General features: G+C 65.2%; 19 protein-coding genes. 9 read left to right on the forward strand and 10 right to left on the reverse strand.

Translation table 11 applies throughout. The features are described from left to right. Positions 1-230: 230 nt before the first annotated feature. The gene (locus FNJ47_RS29195; RefSeq protein WP_163159404.1) at positions 231-629 is read right to left on the reverse strand and encodes an MAPEG family protein; all 399 of its coding nucleotides are present in this window, start codon (positions 627-629) and stop codon (positions 231-233) included. A 115-nt stretch (positions 630-744) separates the two neighbouring features. On the opposite strand from FNJ47_RS29195, the gene hemH reads away from it, so the two are divergent. The 3 genes from hemH to FNJ47_RS29210 all read left to right on the forward strand — a co-directional run bounded on the left by hemH (position 745) and on the right by FNJ47_RS29210 (position 3,623). Then, positions 745-1,782, forward strand: a complete 1,038-nt coding sequence (gene hemH / locus FNJ47_RS29200; protein WP_165445923.1) for a ferrochelatase — start codon at positions 745-747, stop codon at positions 1,780-1,782. Between the two features lie 204 nt (positions 1,783-1,986). Next, positions 1,987-2,991 (forward strand): SPFH domain-containing protein, encoded by a 1,005-nt coding sequence (locus FNJ47_RS29205; RefSeq protein ID WP_163159406.1) that lies wholly within the window; start codon positions 1,987-1,989, stop codon positions 2,989-2,991. A gap of 185 nt (positions 2,992-3,176) precedes the next feature. Then, positions 3,177-3,623 (forward strand): NfeD family protein, encoded by a 447-nt coding sequence (locus FNJ47_RS29210; protein ID WP_163159408.1) that lies wholly within the window; start codon positions 3,177-3,179, stop codon positions 3,621-3,623. Here FNJ47_RS29210 and FNJ47_RS29215 read toward each other — a convergent pair. Next, positions 3,620-3,955: a winged helix-turn-helix transcriptional regulator gene (locus tag FNJ47_RS29215; protein ID WP_163159410.1), complete on the reverse strand. Its 336-nt coding sequence runs from the start codon at positions 3,953-3,955 to the stop codon at positions 3,620-3,622. The two genes, FNJ47_RS29210 and FNJ47_RS29215, sit on opposite strands and share 4 nt — an antisense overlap. An 89-nt stretch (positions 3,956-4,044) precedes the next feature. On the opposite strand from FNJ47_RS29215, the gene FNJ47_RS29220 reads away from it, so the two are divergent. Further along, positions 4,045-4,584, forward strand: a complete 540-nt coding sequence (locus FNJ47_RS29220; protein ID WP_163159412.1) for a carboxymuconolactone decarboxylase family protein — start codon at positions 4,045-4,047, stop codon at positions 4,582-4,584. Between the two features lie 197 nt (positions 4,585-4,781). On the opposite strand, the gene FNJ47_RS29225 is transcribed toward FNJ47_RS29220, so the two are convergent. Continuing rightward, positions 4,782-5,792 carry a KpsF/GutQ family sugar-phosphate isomerase gene (locus FNJ47_RS29225; protein WP_163159414.1) on the reverse strand — a complete coding sequence of 337 codons (1,011 nt, stop codon included), beginning with the start codon at positions 5,790-5,792 and terminating at the stop codon, positions 4,782-4,784. A gap of 246 nt (positions 5,793-6,038) precedes the next feature. On the opposite strand from FNJ47_RS29225, the gene FNJ47_RS29230 reads away from it, so the two are divergent. Continuing rightward, positions 6,039-7,718 (forward strand): outer membrane beta-barrel protein, encoded by a 1,680-nt coding sequence (locus tag FNJ47_RS29230; RefSeq protein ID WP_163159436.1) that lies wholly within the window; start codon positions 6,039-6,041, stop codon positions 7,716-7,718. Positions 7,719-7,893: 175 nt separating this feature from the next. Here the strand turns inward: FNJ47_RS29230 and FNJ47_RS29235 are convergent, their stop codons facing one another. Beyond that, complete coding sequence (locus FNJ47_RS29235; protein WP_163159416.1) at positions 7,894-9,351, reverse strand: glutamate synthase subunit beta; 1,458 nt, start codon at positions 9,349-9,351, stop codon at positions 7,894-7,896. A gap of 139 nt (positions 9,352-9,490) precedes the next feature. Next, the gene (gltB, locus tag FNJ47_RS29240; RefSeq protein ID WP_163159418.1) at positions 9,491-14,254 is read right to left on the reverse strand and encodes a glutamate synthase large subunit; all 4,764 of its coding nucleotides are present in this window, start codon (positions 14,252-14,254) and stop codon (positions 9,491-9,493) included. Positions 14,255-14,740: 486 nt separating this feature from the next. Here gltB and FNJ47_RS29245 point away from each other — a divergent pair, with 486 nt between their 5' ends. Next, positions 14,741-15,589, forward strand: coding sequence for a hypothetical protein (locus FNJ47_RS29245; protein WP_163159420.1), 849 nt, complete (start codon positions 14,741-14,743; stop codon positions 15,587-15,589). Positions 15,590-15,671: 82 nt separating this feature from the next. Here the strand turns inward: FNJ47_RS29245 and FNJ47_RS29250 are convergent, their stop codons facing one another. Then, entirely contained in the window at positions 15,672-16,145 is a 474-nt protein-coding gene (locus FNJ47_RS29250; RefSeq protein ID WP_163159422.1) for an Hsp20 family protein, read from the reverse strand. Positions 16,146-16,367: 222 nt separating this feature from the next. On the opposite strand from FNJ47_RS29250, the gene FNJ47_RS29255 reads away from it, so the two are divergent. Then, entirely contained in the window at positions 16,368-17,315 is a 948-nt protein-coding gene (locus tag FNJ47_RS29255) for an alpha/beta hydrolase (protein ID WP_163159424.1), read from the forward strand. 88 nt (positions 17,316-17,403) lie between these two features. Here FNJ47_RS29255 and FNJ47_RS29260 read toward each other — a convergent pair whose 3' ends face one another. Both FNJ47_RS29260 and FNJ47_RS29265 read right to left on the reverse strand, forming a co-directional pair. Beyond that, positions 17,404-18,063: a hypothetical protein gene (locus FNJ47_RS29260; RefSeq protein WP_163159426.1), complete on the reverse strand. Its 660-nt coding sequence runs from the start codon at positions 18,061-18,063 to the stop codon at positions 17,404-17,406. 60 nt (positions 18,064-18,123) lie between these two features. Next, positions 18,124-19,923: an adenylate/guanylate cyclase domain-containing protein gene (locus FNJ47_RS29265; protein ID WP_163159427.1), complete on the reverse strand. Its 1,800-nt coding sequence runs from the start codon at positions 19,921-19,923 to the stop codon at positions 18,124-18,126. A 239-nt stretch (positions 19,924-20,162) separates the two neighbouring features. Between FNJ47_RS29265 and FNJ47_RS29270 the strand changes: the two genes are divergently transcribed. Further along, positions 20,163-20,798 (forward strand): LysE family translocator, encoded by a 636-nt coding sequence (locus FNJ47_RS29270; protein WP_163159429.1) that lies wholly within the window; start codon positions 20,163-20,165, stop codon positions 20,796-20,798. A gap of 69 nt (positions 20,799-20,867) precedes the next feature. Here the strand turns inward: FNJ47_RS29270 and FNJ47_RS29275 are convergent, their stop codons facing one another. After that, positions 20,868-21,620, reverse strand: a complete 753-nt coding sequence (locus tag FNJ47_RS29275; protein WP_163159431.1) for a sulfite exporter TauE/SafE family protein — start codon at positions 21,618-21,620, stop codon at positions 20,868-20,870. Positions 21,621-21,712: 92 nt separating this feature from the next. On the opposite strand from FNJ47_RS29275, the gene FNJ47_RS29280 reads away from it, so the two are divergent. After that, on the forward strand, positions 21,713-22,606 hold the full coding sequence (locus FNJ47_RS29280; protein WP_163159437.1) for a LysR family transcriptional regulator: 894 nt from the start codon (positions 21,713-21,715) through the stop codon (positions 22,604-22,606). A 5-nt stretch (positions 22,607-22,611) separates the two neighbouring features. Here the strand turns inward: FNJ47_RS29280 and FNJ47_RS29285 are convergent, their stop codons facing one another. After that, entirely contained in the window at positions 22,612-23,364 is a 753-nt protein-coding gene (locus FNJ47_RS29285) for a hypothetical protein (protein ID WP_163159433.1), read from the reverse strand. Positions 23,365-23,555 lie beyond the last annotated feature (191 nt).

Below are 23,555 nucleotides of genomic sequence, written 5' to 3' on the forward strand. Positions count from 1 at the left end.
TCCCTCTCCCCTTGCGGGAGAGGGTGGGGAGAGGGGTGGCCCCGGGAGAGATGTACGAGGGCGAGCAAAGCTCCATCAGCCAAGAGCTCGCTCGCCGCTTGGTAAGCGCCCGCACCTAACAAGCAGCTGAGCAAGCGGCACCCCTCACCCTAACCCTCTCCCGCAAGGGGAGAGGGAGCCTGACCGGCGTACTCACCTCACGTAACAACGGGGGCAGGGAGAGAGGCAACTCACCGTGTCAGATATCCCCGGATCGCCGGCAGCAGGAAGATCGCGATGTTGATCGCAAAGCCGATGCTCCAGAGGATCGAGCGCAAGGTCGGGCGGTTGCCGATATAGGTGAAGACGTAGGCGATCCGCACGATCAGGAACAGCACGGCGAGTTCGTCGATCAGCCGCAGCGGACCGACGCGGAATTCGGCGAGCAGCACGGCGAAGGCGAAGAACGGCAAGGCCTCGAGGCCGTTCTGGTGCGCGCCGAGCGCGCGCGAGCGGATCGGATCGTCATAGAAGTCGGGATCGCGCGGCTTCGCATTGTCGAACCCGCGGAAGCCGGTCCATTTCACCGATACGATCGTCAGCATCGACAGCATCAGCGTCCCGAAGACGCACCATTCGGCGATCGTCATGGTTTCCCCTCATTCACGCAGCGGAACGTAGCCAACCGGCACTCGGCTTGACAAGGTTGGAGCAACGCGCGAAGCCCAAAGCCACCAAGCCAAGGACTTCAGGCGCAAGGCCATCATGAGCACCGTGATCCCGTTCGAGAGCGCGAAGCCCGCCGCGGCGCCGAAGCCGGAGCGCGTCGGCGTGCTCCTGGTCAATCTCGGCACGCCGGATACCGCGGATGCCGCGGGCGTGCGGGTCTACCTCAAGGAATTTTTATCTGATCCGCGGGTGATCGAGGATCAGGGCCTGCTCTGGAAGCTGATTCTCAACGGCATCATCCTGCGCGTCCGTCCGGCCCGCAAGGCGCGCGACTATCTGAAGATCTGGAACACCGAGAAGAACGAGTCGCCGCTGAAGACCATCACGCGCTCGCAGGCCGACAAGCTGGCGGAGGCGATTGCCGATCACGATCACGTCGTGGTCGACTGGGCGATGCGCTACGGCAATCCCTCGATGAAAGAGCGCATCGAGGCACTGGCCGCGCAGGGCTGTGGCCGGCTGCTGGTGGTGCCGCTCTATCCGCAATATTCCGCGGCGACGTCGGCGACCGTCTGTGACGAGGCGTTTCGTGTGCTGGCCGCCATGCGCGCGCAGCCGATCCTGCGGGTGACGCCGCCCTACTACGACGACCCCGATTACATCGAGGCGCTCGCAGTTTCGATCAACGAGCATCTTGCTACTCTGTCGTTCCAGCCCGAGGTTATCCTCGCCTCGTTCCACGGCATGCCGAAAGAGTATGTCGACAAGGGCGATCCCTATCTGGCGCAGTGCATCGCCACGACCAACGCGCTGCGCAAGCGGCTCGGGCTCGATGCCAACCGGCTGATTCTCACCTTCCAGTCGCGCTTCGGCAATGCCGAGTGGCTGCAACCTTATACCGACAAGACGGTCGAGAAGCTGGCGAAGGACGGCATGCGGCGAATGGCCGTGGTCACGCCCGGCTTCTCCGCCGATTGCCTGGAGACGCTGGAGGAGATCGCGCAGGAGAATGCCGAGATCTTCCGGCACAATGGCGGCGAGCAGTTCGCGGCCATCCCCTGCCTCAACGACAGCGACGGCGGCATGGACGTGATCCGGCAGCTCGTGCTGCGCGAGCTTCAGGGCTGGATCTAGGAGGGCTGAAGCCCTTTGTTAACGATCCGTGACATCGGGCCACAACCATTCGTTCAGCCTTCACGTATCTGGCGGCCCGCACAACCGCTTCCTATGTGCTAGGTAGAACAACAGCCGGCTGAACCGGCGCAGCGGTCCTGCCGACCAATGCACGGCCGTGCCTGGAGACGGTCTCGCAGGTCGCGCGGGCCTTGGAGGGACTTTATGACTGGCTTCGACATTTTCGCGATCGCCTTTGTTCTTCTCGTCATCGTTACGCTGTTCGCCGGGATCAAGACCGTTCCGCAGGGCTTTGACTGGACCATCGAGCGGTTCGGCAAATACACCCGTACACTGTCGCCCGGCCTCAATCTGATCGTGCCGTATTTCGATCGCATCGGTCGCAAGATCAACATGATGGAGCAGGTGATCAACATCCCCGAACAGGAGGTGATCACCAAGGACAACGCCACCGTGACGGTGGACGGCGTCGCCTTCTTCCAGGTGTTCGACGCGGCGAAGGCGAGCTACGAGGTCGCCAATCTCAACCAGGCGATCGTCGTGCTGACCATGACCAACATCCGTTCGGTGATGGGCTCGATGGATCTCGACCAGGTGCTGTCGCATCGCGATGAGATCAATGAACGACTGTTGCGCGTGGTCGACGCCGCGGTCTCGCCCTGGGGCCTCAAGGTCAACCGCATCGAGATCAAGGACATCGTGCCGCCGGCCGACCTGGTCGAGGCGATGGGCCGGCAGATGAAGGCCGAGCGCGTCAAGCGGGCCGACATCCTGCAGGCGGAAGGCCAGCGGCAGTCAGAGATCCTGCGCGCCGAGGGCGCCAAGCAGGGCCAGATCCTGCAAGCCGAGGGCCGCCGCGAGGCTGCCTTCCGCGACGCCGAGGCGCGCGAGCGTCTTGCCGAGGCTGAAGCGAAGGCGACCCAGATGGTGTCGGACTCGATCGCCAAGGGCGACGTCGCGGCGCTGAACTACTTCATCGCCGACAAATACATCAAGGCGTTCGGCCAGCTCGCGGAGTCGCCGAACCAGAAGATCCTGATGCTGCCGATCGAAGCCACCAGCGTGCTGGGATCGCTCGCCGGCATCGGCGAAATCGCCCGCGCCACCTTCGGCGAGAGCGCGGCATCCGCCACGGCTGCGGCGCGGCGCGGTGGCTCGGTGCCGCCGGCTGGTCCGACGCCGCCTCCGCCGGTGCCGCCGCAGCGGTGAGTTGCCGGCGCCGGTCGGCGGACTCGTTTCACCTCCCCCCTTGTGGGAGAGGTCGTATCGCATCGAAGATGCGATACGGGTGAGGGGTCTCTCTCCGCGGAGAGACCGCGACCCCTCACCCCAACCCTCTCCCACAAGGGGAGAGGGAGCGCACCTCCGCTGTGGAGGCACTTAGAGGTCACGTCATGGCCGAGATGTTTTCGACGTTGGGTACCTGGAACTGGCTGATCTTCGGCTTCATCCTGATGGCGCTGGAGCTTGCGGCGCCCGGGGTGTTCCTGTTCTGGCTCGGGCTCGCGGCACTCCTGGTCGGTCTGCTGTCGTTCGTGTTGACGCCGTCGTGGCAGATGCAGCTCCTGATGTTCGCGGTGTTCGCCGCGCTGGCGGTGCCGGCCTGGCGGCATTTTGCCAATGGCGCGACCGAGGCGAGCAAGAGCAATCCGTTCCTCAACCGCCGCAACGAAGCCTTGGTCGGCCGCGAATTCACGCTGGAGAAGCCGATCGTCGACGGATCGGGCACCGTGCGGATCGACGACACCGTCTGGCGCGTCGCCGGCCCCGATGCGCCCGCCGGCAGCCGGGTCAAGGTCGTCCGCGCCGACGGCGCCAGCCTGACGGTGGCCGCGGTCTAGCTGCCAGCGTGCTTGCTCCAGCGCTCGGCGAAGCGATTGAGCGGCGTGAAGGTCGCAAACAGCTCACGGCCTAGCGCAGTGAGGCCGTAACCATCGTCCGTCAGCTCGACGAAGCCCGCTTCGCGGAGCTCGGTCAATCGCGTCTGCAGGATGGTCGGTGAGGCCTCGTCGCAGGCGCTGCGCAACGCGCGCGAGGTCAGCGGGCCCTCGCGCAGCTCCCAGATGATGCGCAAGGTCCAGCGGCGCCCGAGCAGATCGAGCAGCGCCATGATCGGACGGCCGGTCCGCGAACCACGGATGCCGGGTTTTGCGGCTGGGGCCTGTTTCGCCATCTCGCGACTCCCTCTCGGATCTCTCTTGCATTGTTGGCTACAGATATTGTAGCGTATCGCTACAGTAAATGTAGCATTGAGATCAGCCCATGTCACGCATCGCACCGCTCGATCCGCCCTATGCGGCGGACGTTCAACAGCATTTCGATCGCATCATGCGCGGCAAGCCGCCGCTGGTGCTGTTCCGCATGATGGCCGGCCATCCGCGTGCCTGGGAGAAATTCCGCGGCGGCAGCCTGCTGGACCGCGGGCCGCTGCCGCTGCGGGAACGCGAGATCGTGATCGACCGCACCTGCGCGCTCAACGAATGCGAATATGAATGGGGCGTGCACGTCACGGCGTTCGGCGCGGCCGCCGGGCTCTCGGAGCAGCAGGTCCATGCCATTGTGCACGGCAAGGCCGATGCCGATTGCTGGTCGCCGGCCGAACAGGCCATGATCGCGGCGGTCGACGCGCTGCATGCGCGCGCGACACTTAATGACGCGGAATTCTCGGCGCTGTCGGCGCATTATGATGAGGATCAGGTTCTGGAGATCATCCTGCTGTGCGGCTTCTACCGCACGGTCTCCTACCTCGCCAACGCGCTGGCCCTGCCGCTGGAGGCGACGGCGGCAAGATTTCCGCAGTAACGGCTGTCATTCCCCGATGCGCAGTTGCGCATCTGAGGGCGACGCGAAGCGGCGAGCCCGGAATCCATAACCACCATCGTGAGTATGGATTCCGGGCTCGCGCATCCAAGTCGGCTGTTGCCGACTTGGACCAATCTAGAATTCCGAACTCGGGTAAACCCGAGTTCGGTGGCGCGCCCCGGAATGACAAAGAGGGCCTACGCCACGCCCGCGCGCAGCAGATCGTGCAGATGGATGATGCCGACCGGCTTCTTCGCGTCGGTCACGATCAGCGTCGTGATCTGTGAGGCGTTGAGCAGCTCCAGCGCCTCACCGGCCAGCGTGTCGCGGCCGATCGTCTTCGGCGTCCTGGTCATGACCTCGTCGACCGACAGGGTCAACAGGTCGGGGCGCGTCAGCTGCCGGCGCAGGTCGCCGTCGGTGACGATGCCGACGAGATGGCCGTGGCCGTCGACGATGCCGACGCAGCCAAAGCCCTTGGACGTCATCTCGACCAGCGCATCCGACATCCTGGTGCCGAGCGGCTTCAGCGGCAGCGCCTCGCCGCTATGCATCAGGTCGCGGGCATATTTCAGCAGCGCGCCGAGCTTGCCGCCCGGATGCAGCACGCTGAAATCGGTCGAGGTGAAGCCGCGGCCTTCGAGCAGCGCGATCGCCAACGCATCGCCGAGCGCCAGCATCATCAGCGAGGAGGTGGTCGGCGCCAGATTGTGCGGGCAGGCCTCGCGGGCCTTCGGCAGCGTCAGTTGCACATCGGCGGCCTTGCTCAGCGTCGAGTCCTTGTCGGCCGTCATCGCGATCAGCGGAATGCCGAAGCGCGCAGCGTAGGCAATCAGATTGCGCATCTCGGCCTGCTCGCCGGACCATGACAGTGCGAGCATCACGTCCTCAGTCGTGATCATGCCGAGGTCGCCATGGCTCGCTTCGGCCGAGTGCACGAAGAACGCCGGCGTGCCGGTCGAGGCGAAGGTCGCCGCGATCTTGCGGCCGATGTGCCCGGACTTGCCGAGCCCGGTCACGATCAACCGCCCCTTGGCGTTGCGGATCAGTTCGGCCGCCGCGCCGAACGACGCGCCGAGATCGGACTTGAGCGCCGCAGAGAGCGCAGCGACGCCGCTTGCTTCGGCATCGAGGGTGCGGAGCGCCGACTGAACGGCGCCGTCATCGTGGCCGGATGATTTGGTCATCAGCGGTTTCGGTTTGGCCATTACGGATTCCAGGGGAGGGGTTTTGCACCCGGGCGTCTCCCTTAGCACGTTCGATTCCGCGACGCGACGCGCGGCGGCGGATCCTCAACGGCTCATTAACCATAATTGTTTTAACTCCATTAACGACGTTTTTCGCCACCCGGTGGAATGCGTACGTCAAGTACATGAATTCGTTGGAGTATTTCCATCGTGTGGCGGCGGCCAGCAAGCGGCCCAAATCGGCGTGGACGCCCCGTTCGCGTGGTTTTGCCATGTCTTGTACTGACCGCGACGACCGGGCTCGCCAGGGCCCAGACCGTGACACCGGATTTGTTCAGCCCGAACCGGCAGAGCCAGGTGATCACGCAGGATTCGCCGCTGCGCCGGACCCCGGTCGATGCCATGGATCCGCTCAACGGTTTGAGGCTGCCGGACGCCGACCGCGACCGGCGTTCGTCTTCGTCATCGACATCGACCACGCAACGCATCGGGCAGGTGCCGACCTATGGTCTCCCCGCCGCGAATGGCGCGGCGACGTCGGGCTATGACTCGCTCAACCGCAAGCGCCTGAAGCCGAAATACTACCCAGGACAGGCCAAGCCGAAGCCGCCGCCGGGACCTGGCTCGCCGGTGCCCACGCCGCAGCCGCTGACCGCAGCCGGGCAGTTGCGGCTGTCGATCCCGCCGTCGGAGACCGCCAACAAGCCGCCGCTGCCGCCGGCGATGGCCGGCACCATCGTCGGCCAGCCGCCGCGCAAGCGGCTCAAGGTGGACGACGATCCGTTCGGCGCGGTCGGCGACTACGCCGGCTCGTTCATGGTCAAGACCGCGGTCGAGGTGATGGCCGGCTACGACACCAATCCGGGTCGCTTGAATTCGCCGCAGGGCAAGGCGTTCTACATGGTTGCGCCGGAGTTCGTCGCGATGTCGGACTGGGAGCGTCACGCCGTCGTCGCCGATCTGCGCGGCTCATTCACCGGCTACGGCTCCCAGCTCACGCCGATTGACGGCACGCCGCTGTCGGCGCCGCTCGACATCGACCGTCCGAATTTCACCGGCCACATCGACGGCCGTCTCGATGTCTCCAGAGACACGCATCTGTTGGGGCAGGCCCGTCTGCTGGTCTCGACCGACAATCCCGGCAGCCCGAACGTGCAGGCCGGCCTCGCCAGATATCCGATCTACACCACGGTCGGCGGCACCTTCGGCATCGACCAGCACTTCAATCGCATGCAGGTCTCACTCGGCGGCACCGTCGACCGCACCGACTATCAATGGTCGAAGCTCACGGACGGCACCTCGTCGTCGAACGACGACCGCAACTTCACCCAATATGGCGGCGTCGGCCGCGTCAGCTATGAGCTCAATCCGGCCGTGAAGCCGTTCGTGGAAGTGGAGGGCGACAGCCGCTTCCATGATCTCTATCTCGACCGCAATGGTTACGCGCGCAATTCGTCGGGCGGCTACGTCAAGGCCGGTACGTCGTTCGAATTCACGCGGATTCTGTTCGGCGAAATCTCGATCGGCTATGCCAGGCGTGACTATGTCGACCCGCGGCTTAGCCCGCTCGAGGGCTTGCTCACCACCGCCTCGCTGACCTGGAATGCGACGCCGCTGACCACGGCCAAATTCTATTCCGACACCCAACTCGGCGAGACGACGCTGCCCGGCACCTCGGGCGTGCTGTCGCGCACCTACACCGTCGAGGTCGACCACGACTTCCGCCGCTGGCTGACCGGCATCGGTAAGTTCACCTACGGCACGCTCGATTACCAGGGCGACAACCGCACCGACACGATCTACTCGGTGTCGGGTGACCTGATCTACAAGTTGACCCGCAGCCTCTGGATCAAGGGCACCGTGCGCCGCGACTGGCTGGATTCGAACCAGCCGGGACAGAGCTCGGCATCGACCGTGGTGATGCTCGGGGTGCGGGTGCAGAACTAGCCGGAGTCACACGCTCTGCCGTCGCGTGTCATGCCCGCGCATGCGGGCATCCAGTACGCCGCGGCCTCTCCGTTTGATCTCTGACGTCTCTGGAATACTGGATCGCCCGCTTTCGCTTTCGCGGGCGATGAAAGCTGAGTTTGTGAGATGCAGTTCGGCGTGTCCGCCGGCGCACTTACCCCGGCAAATCCGTCTTCCCCATCAGGAACGTGTCGATCGAGCGCGCGCATTGGCGGCCTTCGCGGATCGCCCAGACCACGAGCGACTGGCCGCGGCGCATGTCGCCTGCGGAGAAGATCTTCGCGCGCGAGGTCTGGTAGTCGTGCAGGGACGCACGGACGTTGCCGCGTTGGTCGAGGTCGACGCCGAGCGTCTTGAGCAGGCCCTCGTGCACCGGATGCACGAAGCCCATCGCCAGCAGCACGAGCTCGGCGTCGAGTGTGAACTCGGTGCCGGGCAGCGGCTTGAACTTGTCGTCGACCTTGACGCAATGCAGCTTGGTGACCTTGCCGTCCTTGCCTTCGAACTTGGTCGTCAGCACGGCGTATTCGCGCACCGCGCCTTCGGCCTGGCTCGACGACGTCCGCATCTTCAGCGGCCAGTTCGGCCAGGTCACGCCCTTGTTCTCGTGCTCGGGCGGCGCCGGCATGATCTCGAGCTGGGTCACCGACTTCGCACCCTGCCGGAACGAAGTGCCGATGCAGTCCGATCCGGTGTCGCCGCCGCCGATGACGACGACATGCTTGCCGCCGGCGAGGATGTCGGCGGTGCCGTTCAGCGGCTCGCCGGAGACGCGGCGGTTCTGCTGCGGCAGGAAGTCCATCGCGAAGTGGATGCCGGAAAGGTCACGGCCCGGGATCGGCAGATCGCGCGGCGCTTCCGCGCCGCCGGTCAGCGCCACGGCGTCATATTGCCTGGCGAGCTCCTGCGGATCGATCGCATTGGGGGTGCTTCCGCCCACGGCCTTGCCGTAGTGGAAGGTAACGCCCTCGGCTTCCATCTGCGCCACGCGGCGGTCGATGATGCCCTTCTCCATCTTGAAGTCGGGAATGCCATAGCGCAGCAGGCCGCCGGCCTTGGCGAACTTCTCGTAGACATGCACCTCGTGGCCGGCGCGTGCGAGCTGCTGCGCCGCGGCCATGCCGGCGGGGCCGGAGCCGATCACGGCGACCTTCTTGCCGGTCTTCTGCGGAGCGATCTCCGGCTTCAGCCAGCCATTGTCCCAGGCGCGGTCGACGATCGCGCATTCGATGGTCTTGATGGTCACCGGGTTGTTGTCGATGTTCAGCGTGCAGGACGCCTCGCACGGCGCCGGGCAGATCCGGCCGGTGAACTCGGGGAAGTTGTTGGTCGAGTGCAGGTTGCGCGAGGCCTCTTCCCAGTTGCCCTGATAGACGAGGTCGTTGAAATCGGGGATCTGGTTGTTGACCGGGCAGCCCGGCGTGCCCGGCTGGACCGAGCCGGTCCCGTGGCAATAGGGGATGCCGCAATTCATGCAGCGCGCGGCCTGGTCGCGCGTGTCCTTCTCGCTCAGCGGAATGACGAATTCGTTGAAGTTCTTGAGCCGCTCGGCGACCGGCTCGTACTTGCGGTCATGCCGCTCGATCTCGAGAAAACCTGTGATCTTACCCATTGAAACCCGATGCCCCTGCATCTCAGTTGTTCCGTCATTCCGGCTGCGCCGCGAGGCGCAGACCCGGAGGTCTCGAAGTGGTTTTGCGAGATTCCGGGCTCGCGCACTTGGCGCGCCCCCGGAACGACGCCCGGTAATACTACGCGCCGATCGCGATTTTCGGCTCGGCGTCGGCGTTCGCCTTCATTTCCTTCAGCGCGCGGCGGTACTCCACCGGCATCACCTTGCGGAACTTCGGCAGCCAGCTCTTCCAATTGGCGAGGATCTCCGCCGCCTTCTTCGAGCCGGTCAGCTTGGCGTGACGCGTGATCAGCACGTGCAGGCGCTCCACGTCGGAGTCGAGCAGGTTCTGGAACACGTCGACCCGGCCATGCGCCTCGAGATCGCCGGAGTGGTGGTAGGTGTCGGCGTTGATCATCTCCTCCGACAGCACCGGCTCCAGCTCGACCATCGACAGGTTGCAGAGCTTGTCGAAGTCGCCGGTCTCGTCCAGCACATAGGCGATGCCGCCGGACATGCCGGCCGCGAAGTTGCGCCCGGTCTTGCCGAGCACCACCACGATGCCGCCGGTCATGTATTCGCAGCAATGATCGCCGGCGCCTTCGACGACCGCGACCGCACCGGAGTTGCGCACCGCGAAGCGCTCGCCGGCGATGCCGCGGAAGTAGCACTCGCCCGCGATCGCGCCGTACATCACGGTGTTGCCGACGATGATCGACTCTTCCGGCACGATGCCGGAGATCTTCGGCGGCTTGACGATGATGCAGCCGCCCGAGAGGCCCTTGCCGACATAGTCGTTGCCTTCACCCTCGAGCTCGAAGGTGACGCCCTTGGCGAGCCAGGCGCCGAATGCCTGTCCGGCGGTGCCCTTCAGGCCGACATGGATGGTGTCGAGCGGCAGGCCGGCATGGCCGTAGATCTTGGCCACCGCGCCCGACAGCATCGCGCCGGCGGAACGGTCGGTGTTGTTGATCTCTTCCTCGATCTTGACCGGCGCGCCGCGATCGAGCGCGGCCTGCGCCTGCTCGATCAGTCGGCGGTCGAGCACGGCTTCCAGATGGTGGTTCTGGGTTTCGGAGTGATAGATCGTCTGGCCCTTCTCCTCCTTCTGCCGCACGAAGAGCTTGGAGAAATCGAGGCCCTTGGCCTTCCAGTGCGAGACCAGCGCAGTCTGGTCCAGCATCTGGACCTGGCCGACCATCTCGTCGAACGTCTTGTAGCCGAGCTGCGCCATGATCTCGCGCACTTCCTCGGCGACGAAGAAGAAGTAGTTGATGACGTGCTCGGGCTGACCGGTGAAGCGCTTGCGCAGCACCGGATCCTGGGTCGCGACGCCGACCGGGCAGGTGTTGAGATGGCACTTGCGCATCATGATGCAGCCCGCCGCGATCAACGGCGCGGTGGCAAAGCCGAACTCGTCGGCGCCGAGCAGCGCGCCGATCACGACGTCACGGCCGGTGCGGAAACCGCCGTCGACCTGGACTGCGATGCGGCTGCGCAGCCGCTGGCGCACCAGCGTCTGATGGGTTTCGGCAAGACCAATCTCCCACGGCGAGCCGGCATGCTTGATCGAGGTCAGCGGCGAGGCACCGGTGCCGCCCTCGAAGCCCGCGATGGTCACATGGTCGGCGCGCGCCTTGGCGACGCCGGCGGCAACCGTGCCGACGCCGACTTCGGACACCAGCTTCACCGAGACCTGGCCGTCCGGATTGACGTTCTTGAGGTCGTAGATCAGCTGGGCGAGGTCTTCGATCGAATAGATGTCGTGATGCGGCGGCGGCGAGATCAGGCCGACGCCCGGCGTCGAATGGCGGACGCGGGCGATCGTCGCGTCGACCTTGTGGCCGGGCAGCTGGCCGCCTTCTCCGGGCTTGGCACCCTGCGCCATCTTGATCTGCATCATGTCGGAGTTGACGAGGTATTCCGTCGTCACGCCGAACCGGCCCGAGGCGACCTGCTTGATCGCCGAGCGCATGCTGTCGCCGTTCGGCAGCGGCTTGAAGCGGTCGGACTCCTCGCCGCCTTCGCCGGTGTTCGACTTGCCGCCGATCCGGTTCATCGCGATCGCGAGCGTGGTGTGCGCCTCGCGCGAGATCGAGCCGAACGACATCGCGCCGGTCGCGAACCGCTTGACGATGTCCTTGGCCGGCTCGACATCCTCTAGCTTGACCGGCTTGCGCTTGTCGTCCTCGGCGCTCTTGATCCGGAACAGGCCGCGCAGCGTCAAGAGACGCTCGGACTGCTCGTTGAGGATCTTGGCGAACGCCCGGTAGCGCTCCTGCGAGTTGCCGCGCACGGCATGCTGCAGGGTCGAGACCGATTCCGCGGTCCAGGCGTGGTCCTCGCCGCGGGTGCGGTAGGCATATTCGCCGCCGACGTCGAGCGCGCTCTTGTAGATCTGGCCGTCACCGAACGCGTCGGTGTGGCGTCGCACGGTCTCCTCGGCGATCTCGCCGAGGCCCACGCCTTCGATGCGGGTGTGGGTGCCGGCGAAATACTTGGCGACGAAATCCGCCTTCAGGCCGACCGCGTCGAAGATCTGCGCGCCGCAATAGGACTGGTAGGTCGAGATGCCCATCTTGGACATCACCTTGAGCAGGCCCTTGCCGATCGACTTGATGTAGCGCTTGACGATCTCGTAGTCGTCGAGCGCGCCGGGCAGCCGGTCCTTCATCGCGAGGATGGTTTCGAACGCGAGATAGGGGTTGATCGCTTCGGCGCCGTAGCCGGCGAGGCAGGCGAAGTGATGCACTTCGCGCGGCTCACCGGATTCCACCACGAGGCCGACCGAGGTGCGCAGTCCGGTGCGGATCAGATGGTGATGCACAGCGGCGCAGGCCAACAGCGACGGGATCGGAATCCGGTCGGTGCCGGTCATGCGGTCCGACAGGATGATGATGTTGATGCCCTCGCGCACCGCGCCTTCGGCACGCGCGCAGAGCTCGTCGAGCACCTGCTCCATGCCCGCCGCGCCGAACCCGGCGTGGAAGGTGGTGTCGAGCGTGCGCGACTTGAAGTGGGTCTCAGCGACATCGGAGATCGAGCGGATCTTCTCGAGGTCGGCGTCGGTCAGGATCGGCTGCCGCACTTCGAGGCGCTGGGTCGAGGCGACGCCCTGCAGGTCGAACAGGTTCGGCCGCGGCCCGATGATCGAGACGAGGCTCATCACGATTTCCTCGCGGATCGGGTCGATCGGCGGGTTCGTGACCTGTGCGAAGTTCTGCTTGAAGTAGGTGAACAGCTGCTTGGGCTTGTCCGACAGCGCCGAGATCGGCGTGTCGTTGCCCATCGAGCCGGCGGCTTCCTCACCGGTGGCCGCCATCGGCGTCATCAGGATCGCGATGTCTTCCTGGCTGTAGCCGAACGCCTGCTGGCGATCGAGCAGCGGCAGGTTGGAGCGCACGCCCTTGGCCGGTGCGTCCGGCAGCTCCTCGAGCTGGATCTGGGTACGATGCAGCCAGTCGCTGTAGGGGTGGCTCTTGGCGAGGTCGGCCTTGATCTCGTCGTCCGGAATCAGGCGGCCCTGCTCGAGGTCGACGAGCAGCATCTTGCCGGGCTGCAGCCGCCACTTGGTGACGATCTGGTCTTCCGGAATCTTCAGCACCCCCATTTCGGACGCCATCACGATGCGGTCGTCCTTGGTGACGAGGTAGCGCGCCGGGCGCAGGCCGTTGCGGTCGAGCGTCGCGCCGATCTTGCGGCCGTCGGTGAAGGCGATCGCGGCCGGGCCGTCCCACGGCTCCATCAGCGCGGCATGATATTCGTAGAAGGCGCGGCGCTGCTCATCCATCAAGGGATTGCCGGCCCACGCTTCCGGAATCATCATCATGACTGCATGCGGAAGGGAATAACCGCCCTGCACCAGGAATTCGAGCGCGTTGTCGAAGCAGGCGGTGTCGCTCTGGCCTTCATAGGAGATCGGCCAGAGACGGCTGATGTCCTTGCCGTAAGCTTCCGAATGCACCGAAGCCTGCCGCGCCGCCATCCAGTTGACGTTGCCGCGCAGCGTGTTGATTTCGCCGTTATGGGCGATCATCCGGTAGGGATGCGCCAGCGACCAGGTCGGGAAGGTGTTGGTCGAGAAGCGTTGATGCACCAGCGCCAGCGCGCTGTCGAAGTCCGCTTCATGCAAATCGGGATAGTACTTGCCGAGCTGGTCGGCGAGGAACATGCCCTTGTAGATCACGGTGCGGCACGACAGCGAGCACGGGTAATAGCCCGCCATGCCGCGGTCGCGACGCTGATAGATCGCCTGCGAGATCGACTTGCGCAGGATGTAGAGCCGGCGTTCGAAATCGTCCTCGGTCTTGACCGCATTGTTGCGGCCGATGAAGACCTGCATGTGGTAGGGCTCGGTCGGCTTCACGGTGACGCCGAGCGAGGAATTGTCTGACGGCACGTCACGCCAGCCGAGCAGCCTGAAGCCCTCGTTCTTGATCTCGTCGGCGATGATGCTCTTGATCACGTTCCGCCACGCGGCATCGCGCGGCATGAACAGCGCGCCGATGGCGTATTCGCCGGGCTGCGGCAGCTTGAAGCCGAGCTCTGCGGTCTTGCGGGCGAAGAAGGCGTGCGGGATCTGCACCAGGATGCCGGCGCCGTCACCGGCGCGCGGGTCGGCGCCGACGGCGCCGCGATGCTCGAGGTTGCACAGGATGCTCAGCGCGTCGGAGACGATCTGATGCGACTTCTGGCCCTTGATGTTGGCGATGAAGCCGACGCCGCAGGAGTCCTTTTCCAGGCTGAGGTCGTACAGGCCTTCGGCTTCCGGGCGCCAGGTGTGCAGCTCGGGAGTGTGCGGGCCAAAAGACGCATCATGCGCGGCATCGGCGGCTTTCGAGTCCGCGGTCGCCGACAGCGCATCTGCCACGATGATTTCGCGCTCGAATTCCGATCCGCTCATGTGTCCTCTCCCTTTCGTAAGGGGCTCACCGCATTTGGCGCACCTTGGACGTTGCGGCACCCACCGGGCCACCGCTCGTCCGCCGCGAGCCGCATTTTCCTAAATTCAGACGACGGGCGTTTCAACGTCCCCTAGGGGACGACCCTGCCTGCAGCATTCTCGGAGCCCGGGGCGCCGAGGCCCTCCTTACGAAGGTCCTCGTTGCAATCCCTGTGCCGGGACGGCCTCGAAATTGAGACAGTCTTGCTGTCCTAACCTCGACCTTGCCAAATTTTTGTCTATCACACAAGCGCGAGGAAGTCCCCGCCTGCATGCTTGGATCGAACGGCTCGGCGGGCGTGCGGCGCCCCTGATTCGAAGCAAACACGCCGTGATCTGGCCCAAGGAGCGACCAAGGACCGCCGAATTTCAAACCGAAATTTTGCCCCCGGGCAAGCCGGCAAGAGAGCGGAAACGCTCCGGGCGGGGCAGACAGGAGTTACGGCGATGAAGTTGTTCACAGGTTCGGTTGCAGCCGCCGCCCTCGCGCTCAGCGCAGCCTCGGCCCAGGCCCAGCTGGCGACGTCCGCCCGGATCGGCAGCCCGTCCTTCGTCAGGGTCTCCGACATGGGCGAGCCCTACGCCGCCATGCCCGAGGTTCCGCCGCCGCCGCGCTACGGCCGCGTTCCCAGCCTGCTGCCGCCGGTCGAGGTCTACACGGTGCTGCGCGAAAACGGCTATCTGCCGCTCGGCGCGCCCCAGCAGCGCGGTTTCGTCTACACGATCTCGGTGATCGACCAGGGTGGCGATGACGGCCGGCTGGCGATCGATGCGCGCGACGGGCACATCATCCGCTTCACCCCGGCCTATCGGCTCGGCGACAATTACGAGGAGGAGATGAGCGCGACCTACGGTCCGGCCGGTCCGATGCCGCGGGCGATCCAGGCCCGGGTGCCGCGGCCACCGCTCCCGATACCGCATGTCGCGAGCCGCGTGCCGGTGCCGAAGCGCAGCCCGCTCAGTGCCAAGTCTGCGCAAGGTCTGGCGCAGGCTCCCGCCGCAACTGCTCCGGGAGCCCCGGCGGCTGCTCCGGCGACCCAGCCTCCCGTTCCGGCGGCCCAGGCCGCCGTCCCGCCGACGGCCGCGCCGCAGCCTGCGCCCACCCAGGCAGCCGCACCCGCGCCGGCCGGGCAGGCCGCCGCTGCATCGAAGCCGCCCGAGGCCCAGGCGGCGGCGCCACAGGCCGTTCAGCAGGCTGAGGTCCCGACCGTCGGTCAAGCGGCCGCATCGCCGGCAGCGCCCCCGCCCGCGATCCTGCCGACCCAGGAGATGCCGAAGGTGCAGGGGTTGGAATAGCGGCAACCGGCAACAAAAAACGCCCCGGTTTCCCGGGGCGTTTTCGCGTCGAGCCAATATCTGCTGACGCGGGAGGTGTTGCTTAGGCCGCGACCTTCGCCGAGCCGTCAACGACCTGCGGGGCCTTCTCGCCGCCGCCGATCGGAATGCTGCGGGGCTTCTTGGCCTCGGGAATCTCGCGGACGAGATCGACGTGGAGCAGGCCGTTCTCGAGCGAAGCGTTCTTCACCTGCACGAAGTCGGCAAGCTGGAAGACGCGCTCGAAGGCGCGGGAGGCGATGCCGCGATAGAGCACTTCGGAGCTGTTGCCGGAGTTCTCGTTGGCGGTTTTCTCGCCCTTGATCGTCAGCGTGTTCTCCTTCGCGACGATCGAAAGCTCGGCCTGCGAGAAGCCGGAGACCGCAACGCTGATCCGGTAAGCATTCTCGCCGGTGCGCTCGATGTTGTAGGGGGGATAGCCGGGGCTGCCGTCCGAGGTCACCTGATCGAGCAGGTTGAAGAGGCGGTCGAAGCCGACGGTGGAACGATAGAACGGAGTGAGGTCGTAGCTACGCATAGGGATAGTCCTCCATTGAGCGACTGTTTCAGTTACCCGCCCGCCAATCGGGCCGGGCTTAGATGTGTGCAGCCTGATGTTCCGGTTCCGAAACACTGGTAGCGGCCTGCACTAGGGTGATATGGGAGAGGTCACGTCGCGTTCAAGAGGCGGAAACCGCGTCGCTTTTTTGGCGCTGGCGCCCTTGACCTCCACCCTGTCCCTTCACGCCCGGTCTCCCGCATGACGCTCGTCTCGATTCCCGCCAACCCGGTTCCGGACGACGTTGTCAGTGGCACCATCAAGACATCAGACGGAGCCGAATTGCGCTTCGCGCGCTGGGCGCCGCCGCCCGGACGCAAGGGCACGGTCTGCGTGTTCGGCGGGCGCGGCGAGATGATCGAAAAATATTTCGAGACCGTGCGCGACCTGCGTGACCGCGGTTTTGCGGTGGCGATGATCGACTGGCGCGGGCAGGGCCACTCGTCGCGGCGGCTGCGCGATCCGCGCAAGGGCTATGTGCGCGACTTCGCCGACTACGAGGTCGACGTCGAGGCCTTCGTGCAGCAGGTGGTGCTGCCGGATTGCCCGCCGCCCTATTTCGCGCTGGCGCATTCGATGGGCGGCGCGGTGATGCTGCGGGTTGCGCATGCCGGCAAGCGCTGGTTCGACCGCATGGTGCTGTCGGCGCCGATGATCGACCTGCCGCGCGGCCGCGTCTCTTTCTTTCCGAGCGCGCTGCTCAGGATCATGCGCTTGACCGGGCAGGGCGGCAATTATGTGCCGGGCGGCAGCAGCGAACTGGTCGGGCTCGCGCCCTTCATCGGCAATCCCGTGACCAGCGATCCGGTGCGCCACGCCCGCAACGCGGCGATCCTGGAAGAAGACCCGACGCTCGGCATCGCGGCGCCGACAATTGCATGGGCCGACACCGCGTTCACCGCGATGCGCACCTTCCGCGGCATGTCGTATCCGTCCGAAATCCGCCAGCCGATCCTGATGCTGGCGGCGAGCAATGACGAGGTGGTGTCGACGGCCGCGATCGAGGAGTTCGCCTATCATCTGCGCGCCGGCTCGCATCTCGTGATCGCCGGCTCCAAGCACGAGATCCTTCAGGAGCAGGATCGCTATCGCGGGCAATTCTGGGCGGCATTCGATGCCTTCGTACCGGGCACGCCGCTGTTCAAATAATCGGCATTTGATCCTGACGCGTTTACTTCACGCCGGCCGATGTCCACTTCGCTTTGGTGCGAAGCCCATTCCCTGAAAGCATTCGGGATCAGCCGTTGAGCAGCGCGACGATCCGGTCGGGAAAGCGTTCTTCCACGAACAGGGTCCTGGCCTCGGCGACGCTGAGATAGCGGTCCTTGCCTTCGCCCTTGCCCATGATGTCGAGCAGCACCGGCCACTCGCCGAGCATCAAGAGCGGATAGTAGCAGTGCAGGATGCCGTAGGACGGCGGATGCTCGTCCTTGGCGCGCTGGAAGTTTGCCGCCATGAAGATCTTGATCTCGGCGGCCGACAGCCCGCGCTCGACGCTGCCGTCGGGCGCCTTGTAGTCCGAGCCGAAGGTGCCGAGCCGCGCGATCTCGTCCTCATGCACCACGGCATGCTGGTCGAGGATGCGCGAGCCGGCGCCGTGCTTGTCGAGCGGGCCGTTGCGCAACTCGTCGAGGATCGCGCCCTGCAACAGGCTGCGGATCTGGCTGAAGGGGCCGATGCCGTTGGCCATCTGCGCGACCATGAAGATCTTCGCGCCGGCGTTGAGCGCCGCAAGGCCGGTCTTGCCGGTGGCGCGGTCGATGGTTTCGGTCAGCTTCGGCAGCGGTACGACATGGCCGCCGACATAGCCGCCGGCGACCAGCGCGCGCAGGAATGGGCAGGGATTGTCAGGGGAAACCTGCGGGGCGGGCGCCTCGCTTGCAGCCGTATCGGACATCAAACCACATCCTGAAATACGTCAGCTTAAAAAGCATCCGTTACCGGTGGATGAATTCGCTCAGGAATCGACGGCGAATTTCGATGTGGATGCAACCAGAGCGAGTTTGCCAAAGGGGAGGCCGGCTTTCAAGAGGCCGTCGCGATAATGCGCAATGTCCGCCGGGTTCTTCCAGTGGAAATTGCGCAAATGACGCTCCACCGTCAGGTCGGGATGGTCGGCGAGCAGCGCTTCCGCTGCCTGCGCGGCCTCGTCGGCGCGGCCGAGCTGGGCGAGCGCCGCGGTGCGTACCGCAAGGCACTGCAGGTGGTTCGGGTTGAGATACAGCCCTTCGCGCGACCACGACAGCGATGCGTCATATTGCCCGAGCAGATAATGGCTGAACGCGTTCAGCGCGGCCCATTGGTAGCGCGGATCGCTGTTGCCGCGCTGGACTGCCGTCGAGAACAGCTCGACCGCCTGGCGATGGTCGCCGATCACCATGTGGCAAATGCCGAGCACGCCGCGCGCGCCCATGTCGTAGGGATTGAGCTCGATCGCCCGCTTGATGGCGTCCATCGCGGCTTCGTAGTGGCCCTGCATCGCGTGCAGATAGGCCAGCAGCGAAAACGCGAACGAAGAGCGCGGGTCGAGCCGGACGCTGCTCTCGGCCAGACTGACCGACGTCGCCCACAATTCGCGCGTGCTCGGAATCCAGCCGAACTGGATGCTCTGGATCTGGATCAGCGCGAGATAGGCGCGCGCGATCGACAGCGCGGGGTCGAGCTCGATCGCCTCCTTGAACAGCGCGATCGCGGTATCGCAATCGTCCTTGGTCTGGTGATAGTAGTGCGACAGGCCCTTCAGGAAGCGATCCCACGCGGTCAGCTCGGAATTCGGCGAGCGCGCCGGTGCCGATGCCTCGGCGCGGTAAATTTCCTGCGCGACCGCGGCGGACAGGTTCGCGGTGATTTCGTCCTGCATCGCGAACAGGTCGCCCATGTCGCGGTCGTAGCGGCCGGTCCACAATTGTTCGCCTTTTTCGGGCGCGATCAACTCGGCGGTGACGCGGATCTTGTTGCCGGCGCGACGCACCGAGCCCTGGATCAGATAAGTCGCGTCGATCTCGCGTGCGATCAGGCGGGTCGAGACGTTCTTGCCCTTGTAGGCGAAGGTCGAGTTGCGGCTCAGCACGCGATAGAAGGATTGCAGCGACAGCGCGTGGATCAGATCCTCGGTCAGGCCGTCGGAAAAATATTCGTCGGCGCTGCCGCTCAGATTGTCGAACGGCAGCACGCCGACGATCGCGGTCCGGTATTGCCCGGGCAGATGCGGCCCGTCGTCCGGAGCCTGTTCCTTGGTATCGGATCCGGCCGGTGCCCAGGTCCAGACATTGACCGGTTCGGCGATGTTCTTGAAGCGGTGCGGGCCGGCGTCGATGAGCGTGACGGCAAGCCGCCGCCCGGCCTCGGTCCTGGCCTTGTCCGATACCGCGATGCCGCCGGGCACGGCGACCGTCTCGAGACGGACGGCGATGTTGACGTCGTCGCCGAACACCTCGTCCTCGTCGGCCATGACGTCGCCCATGTGGACGCCCATCCGGAAGTGCATGGCGCGGTCGGCCGGCAAATGCTCGTTGCGCTCGGCCATCAGCGTCTGCATGGCGACGGCGGCTTCGATCGCGCCGATGATGCTCGGAAATTCCAGCAGGAAGCCGTCGCCGGTGTTTTTGACGATTCGGCCGCCATGGTTGAGGATGATGGGGTAGATCGCGCTGCGATGCGCCTTGAACGAGGCATGCGTCCCCGCCTCGTCGACCCCCATCATGCGGGAATAGCCGGCGATATCAGCGCAAAGAATGGCAGCGAGCCGTCTTTCCATGTCTCCTGTGCCCTGGAATGGCCACTTAGCCGAGGTGACCGAATCCGATACTTACAAGACAGGCCGGGTCCGGCGGAAGCTCGGTTTACGTGCACCTATAATGCATAGTAGCAGGAATTGGCATGCGACCAACGGATCGTACGTCCGTTTCTCTACTGAATTCGTGTGTCGCCGGGATGGCGCGGGTCTGGCTGATCGTCCTTTCGGGTTCGTTACTTACATAGGTTAATGTGGCCGCGATGCTGGGAATTCACGAGCTTTGGCTGTTTGTCCTGTCCGGGCTGCTGCTCAACGTCACGCCGGGGCCGGATACCGCTTATATCATAGGGCGCACGATTCAGCTCGGATGGCGCGGCGGAGCCGCTGCGGCGATCGGTATCAGCTGCGGCTGCCTGGTCCATGTGCTGGGCGCGGCGATCGGGCTGTCGGCGCTGCTGATGGCCTCGTCGACCGCCTTCCTGGCCGTCAAGCTGATCGGCGCGGCCTATCTTGTGCTGACCGGACTGCAGATGCTGTTGTCGCGCGCCAGGCCGATCACCGAGATCGCGGGGCAGGGCGACGAGACCTCGATCTCGCGTGTGTTCTGGCAGGGGGCGCTGACCAACATCCTCAATCCCAAGGTGGCGCTGTTCTTCCTGGCCTTCCTGCCGCAATTCGTGGCGGCGGACTCAGCCCACAAGACGCTCGCCTTCCTGGTGCTCGGGCTGATCTTCATCACCGGCGGCACGCTGTGGTGCTTCGGCCTCGCGGCCTTTGCGGCGCGGGCCGCCGGTCGCATCCGGCAATCGGCCGGCGTGATCGCCTGGATCAACCGTTCGCTCGGCGCGCTTTTCGTCTATCTCGGTGTCCGCGTCGCCATGCTGGAGGCGCGCTAGCCGTCGCCGAAGCGTTTTCGAGCGAAGTGGCTTACCGGTTCGCGCGAAGAAAACGCGTCAAACAAGAATCTAGCCGTGGATCTTGAGCAGCGCGCTGCCGGCGAGATAGATGCCGAGCAGGATCATCGAGATCAGGAACCAGCGGCGGAAGACTTCGGGATGCATCCGTGTGCGGACGGCCTGGCCGATGAACATGCCGGTGAACGACGCCACCATCGCGACCGCCCCCGGTAGCGCGGTGGCCGCCGTCAGCAGGCCCGATGCCGTGAGGTTGAAGGCGAGCGCCACGGTCGCCGTTGTGAAGAAGACGCCGAGCGCCTGCACCAGCTCGTCCTTCTCCATGCCGATCGCCTGCATGAACGGCATCGAGGGGATGACCTGAACGCCGGTTGCCGCCGAGATCAACCCGGTGATGACGCCGACGATGCCGCCGACCCATTTCTCGTCGCGCCGCCTGACCTTGAAGTTGAACCTGCTCAGGCCGACGATCGCGTAGATTACCAGCAGCGCGCCGAGCACGACGGTGCCGTAGGCCGCATAAGGCCCGGTCAACAGCCCGGCATTGATCCAGATACCGACGACGGTGCCGAGCATCAGCGGCCACAGCCGCTTGATGATGTCGCGCAGATAGGGGCCGACGAAGGTCTGCCAGATATTGGTGACGACCGCCGGCACGATCACGATCGCAATCGCCTGGCCTGGAGCCATCGTGGTTGCCAGCAGCCCCATCGCGACGGTCGGCAGACCGAGACCGAGAGTGCCCTTGACGAAGCCGGCGAGCAGGAAGGCGAAAGCGATGAAGATCAGGAGATGGTCGACCATGGCTGCACGTTGACCGATCGATGCGATCGGCACAATCTGGAGGTTACGGAGATAGCCTTCGGACAGCCCGAAGGGCGGGGGTGGGTAACGTCATGCGGTTCGACCTGATCGACTTGCAATTGTTCATCGCGGTGGCGGATGCGCGCAGCATTACCCAGGGCGCGGTGCGCGCCAACCTTGCGCTAGCCTCGGCCAGCGAGCGAATCAAGGGCCTCGAGGAAGCGCTTGGTGTCGCGCTGCTCAAGCGCGGCCGGCGCGGCGTCGAACTGACCGCAGCGGGCGAGAGCCTGCTCGGCCATGCCCGAATCGTGCTCCACAATGTCGAGGCCCTGCAGAGTGATCTCGCCGCCTATGCCAGCGGTGTCCGCGCCAACGTGCTGCTGCTCGCCAACACCTCGGGCCTGTCGGAGCATCTGCCGCGGGCGCTGGCGGCATTCCTGCACGAGCATCCCGATATCAGCGTCGACGTCGAGGAGCGCGAGAGCACCGATATCGCGACCGCGATCGCCAGCGGGGCTGCCGACCTCGGTTTCGCCGCCGAACACGCGCTGCCCGACAGCGTCGAGCGCTTCCTGTTCAGCGAGGACCGGCTGATGCTGGTGGCGCCGCGGCGCAGCGATCTCGGCGGCCGCCGCCAGATCGATTTTCAGGAAGTCGTCGGCCGCGATTTCGTCGGCCTCACGGCAACGTCCGCGCTGCAGGTCCATATTTCCCGGCATGCCGCAAAGCTCGGTGCGCGGCTGCGCTTCCGTGCCCGCCTGCGCGGCTTCGACGCCATCTGCCAGATGGTTGCCGCCGATGTCGGCATCGCTGTCGTTCCGGAAACCGCGGCGCGGCGGTGTGCTGCGGCGATGCCGATCACAACAATCCGGATCCGCGATGCCTGGGCCAACCGCCGGTTGACGATCTGCGCCCGCAGCTTCAAGGCGCTGCCGCGCGCGGCCAAGCAGCTGGTGGAATATCTGCGGGCCGAAGCGCAGCGCTGAGAGTGTTACGGGGCTTCCTGCGCAATGCGGCGCTCGTCGCGGTTTTGCCGCACCGTGTTGGCCTTCAGGATCAGGCTACCCGGATGCGGATCGCCGTAATGGAGCAACATCGTTGCCCGGACCATGTCGCTCGCGACCGGGAAATTGGCATGATAGGTCCGATAGCCCCAGAACAGATAGAGGTTGCCGGGCTTCAGATATTTGATGTTCGGTGGGTCGCCCGCTGCCAGCTTGCGTGTGACGCGGTTGCGGTACCAGTTGCTCTGCGTGATCGCCTTCTCGACGATGTTGAAGAGGGCGAACCGGCGATAGCCACGGCGGTTCGGAAATACGATCAGCTCGCCGGCGCGCCGCTTCGGCCCTTCCGGGATCAGGATTGGCGCCAGCGCCGTGATCACATGCTTGTCGTAGTGGTAGAGCAGCGATCGCTCGTCGCCCGTGCGACCGGCGACGACGCGCAGGCCGGTATAGATTTCCTCGTCCAGCTTCGCCTTCGGGCAGCCGATTTGCGCGAGCCTCGTGAGGAGCCGGCGCATCTGTGGATCGCCGATCAGTTCCTGCGGCGGCGTGCCCCGGTTGCGCGACAGCCAGTTCAGCGCGAAGTAGCGCTTGCCCTTCTGCTCGACCAGGCCATGGACGTAGCCCTGCGCGCGGTCGATCCAGGCTGGATCGATCGCATTCTCAATGCAGACGAAGCCCTTCTCATCAAGCTCCGCGGCGAGCGCTGTGGGATCCAGCCGATCGGTCAGCAGCGGCATCATGAACTCCAAACGGAAGTGCTACGGAAGTGCTCTTGGCCGCCCCCCGGCCGCGAGAGCGAAGCTAGCACTACTTTGGCAGATTGTGTTTTCGCCGCTGTTTTTCGCGGATTTGCTTTCGGCAATATGGGCATTGCTGAGACGGCGGCCGAAGGATGAGATCGACGATGGCGTGACGTACTGCGGGCATG

Origin of the sequence: Bradyrhizobium uaiense (assembly GCF_010811875.1) — a bacterium.
Lineage (GTDB): Bacteria > Pseudomonadota > Alphaproteobacteria > Rhizobiales > Xanthobacteraceae > Bradyrhizobium > Bradyrhizobium uaiense.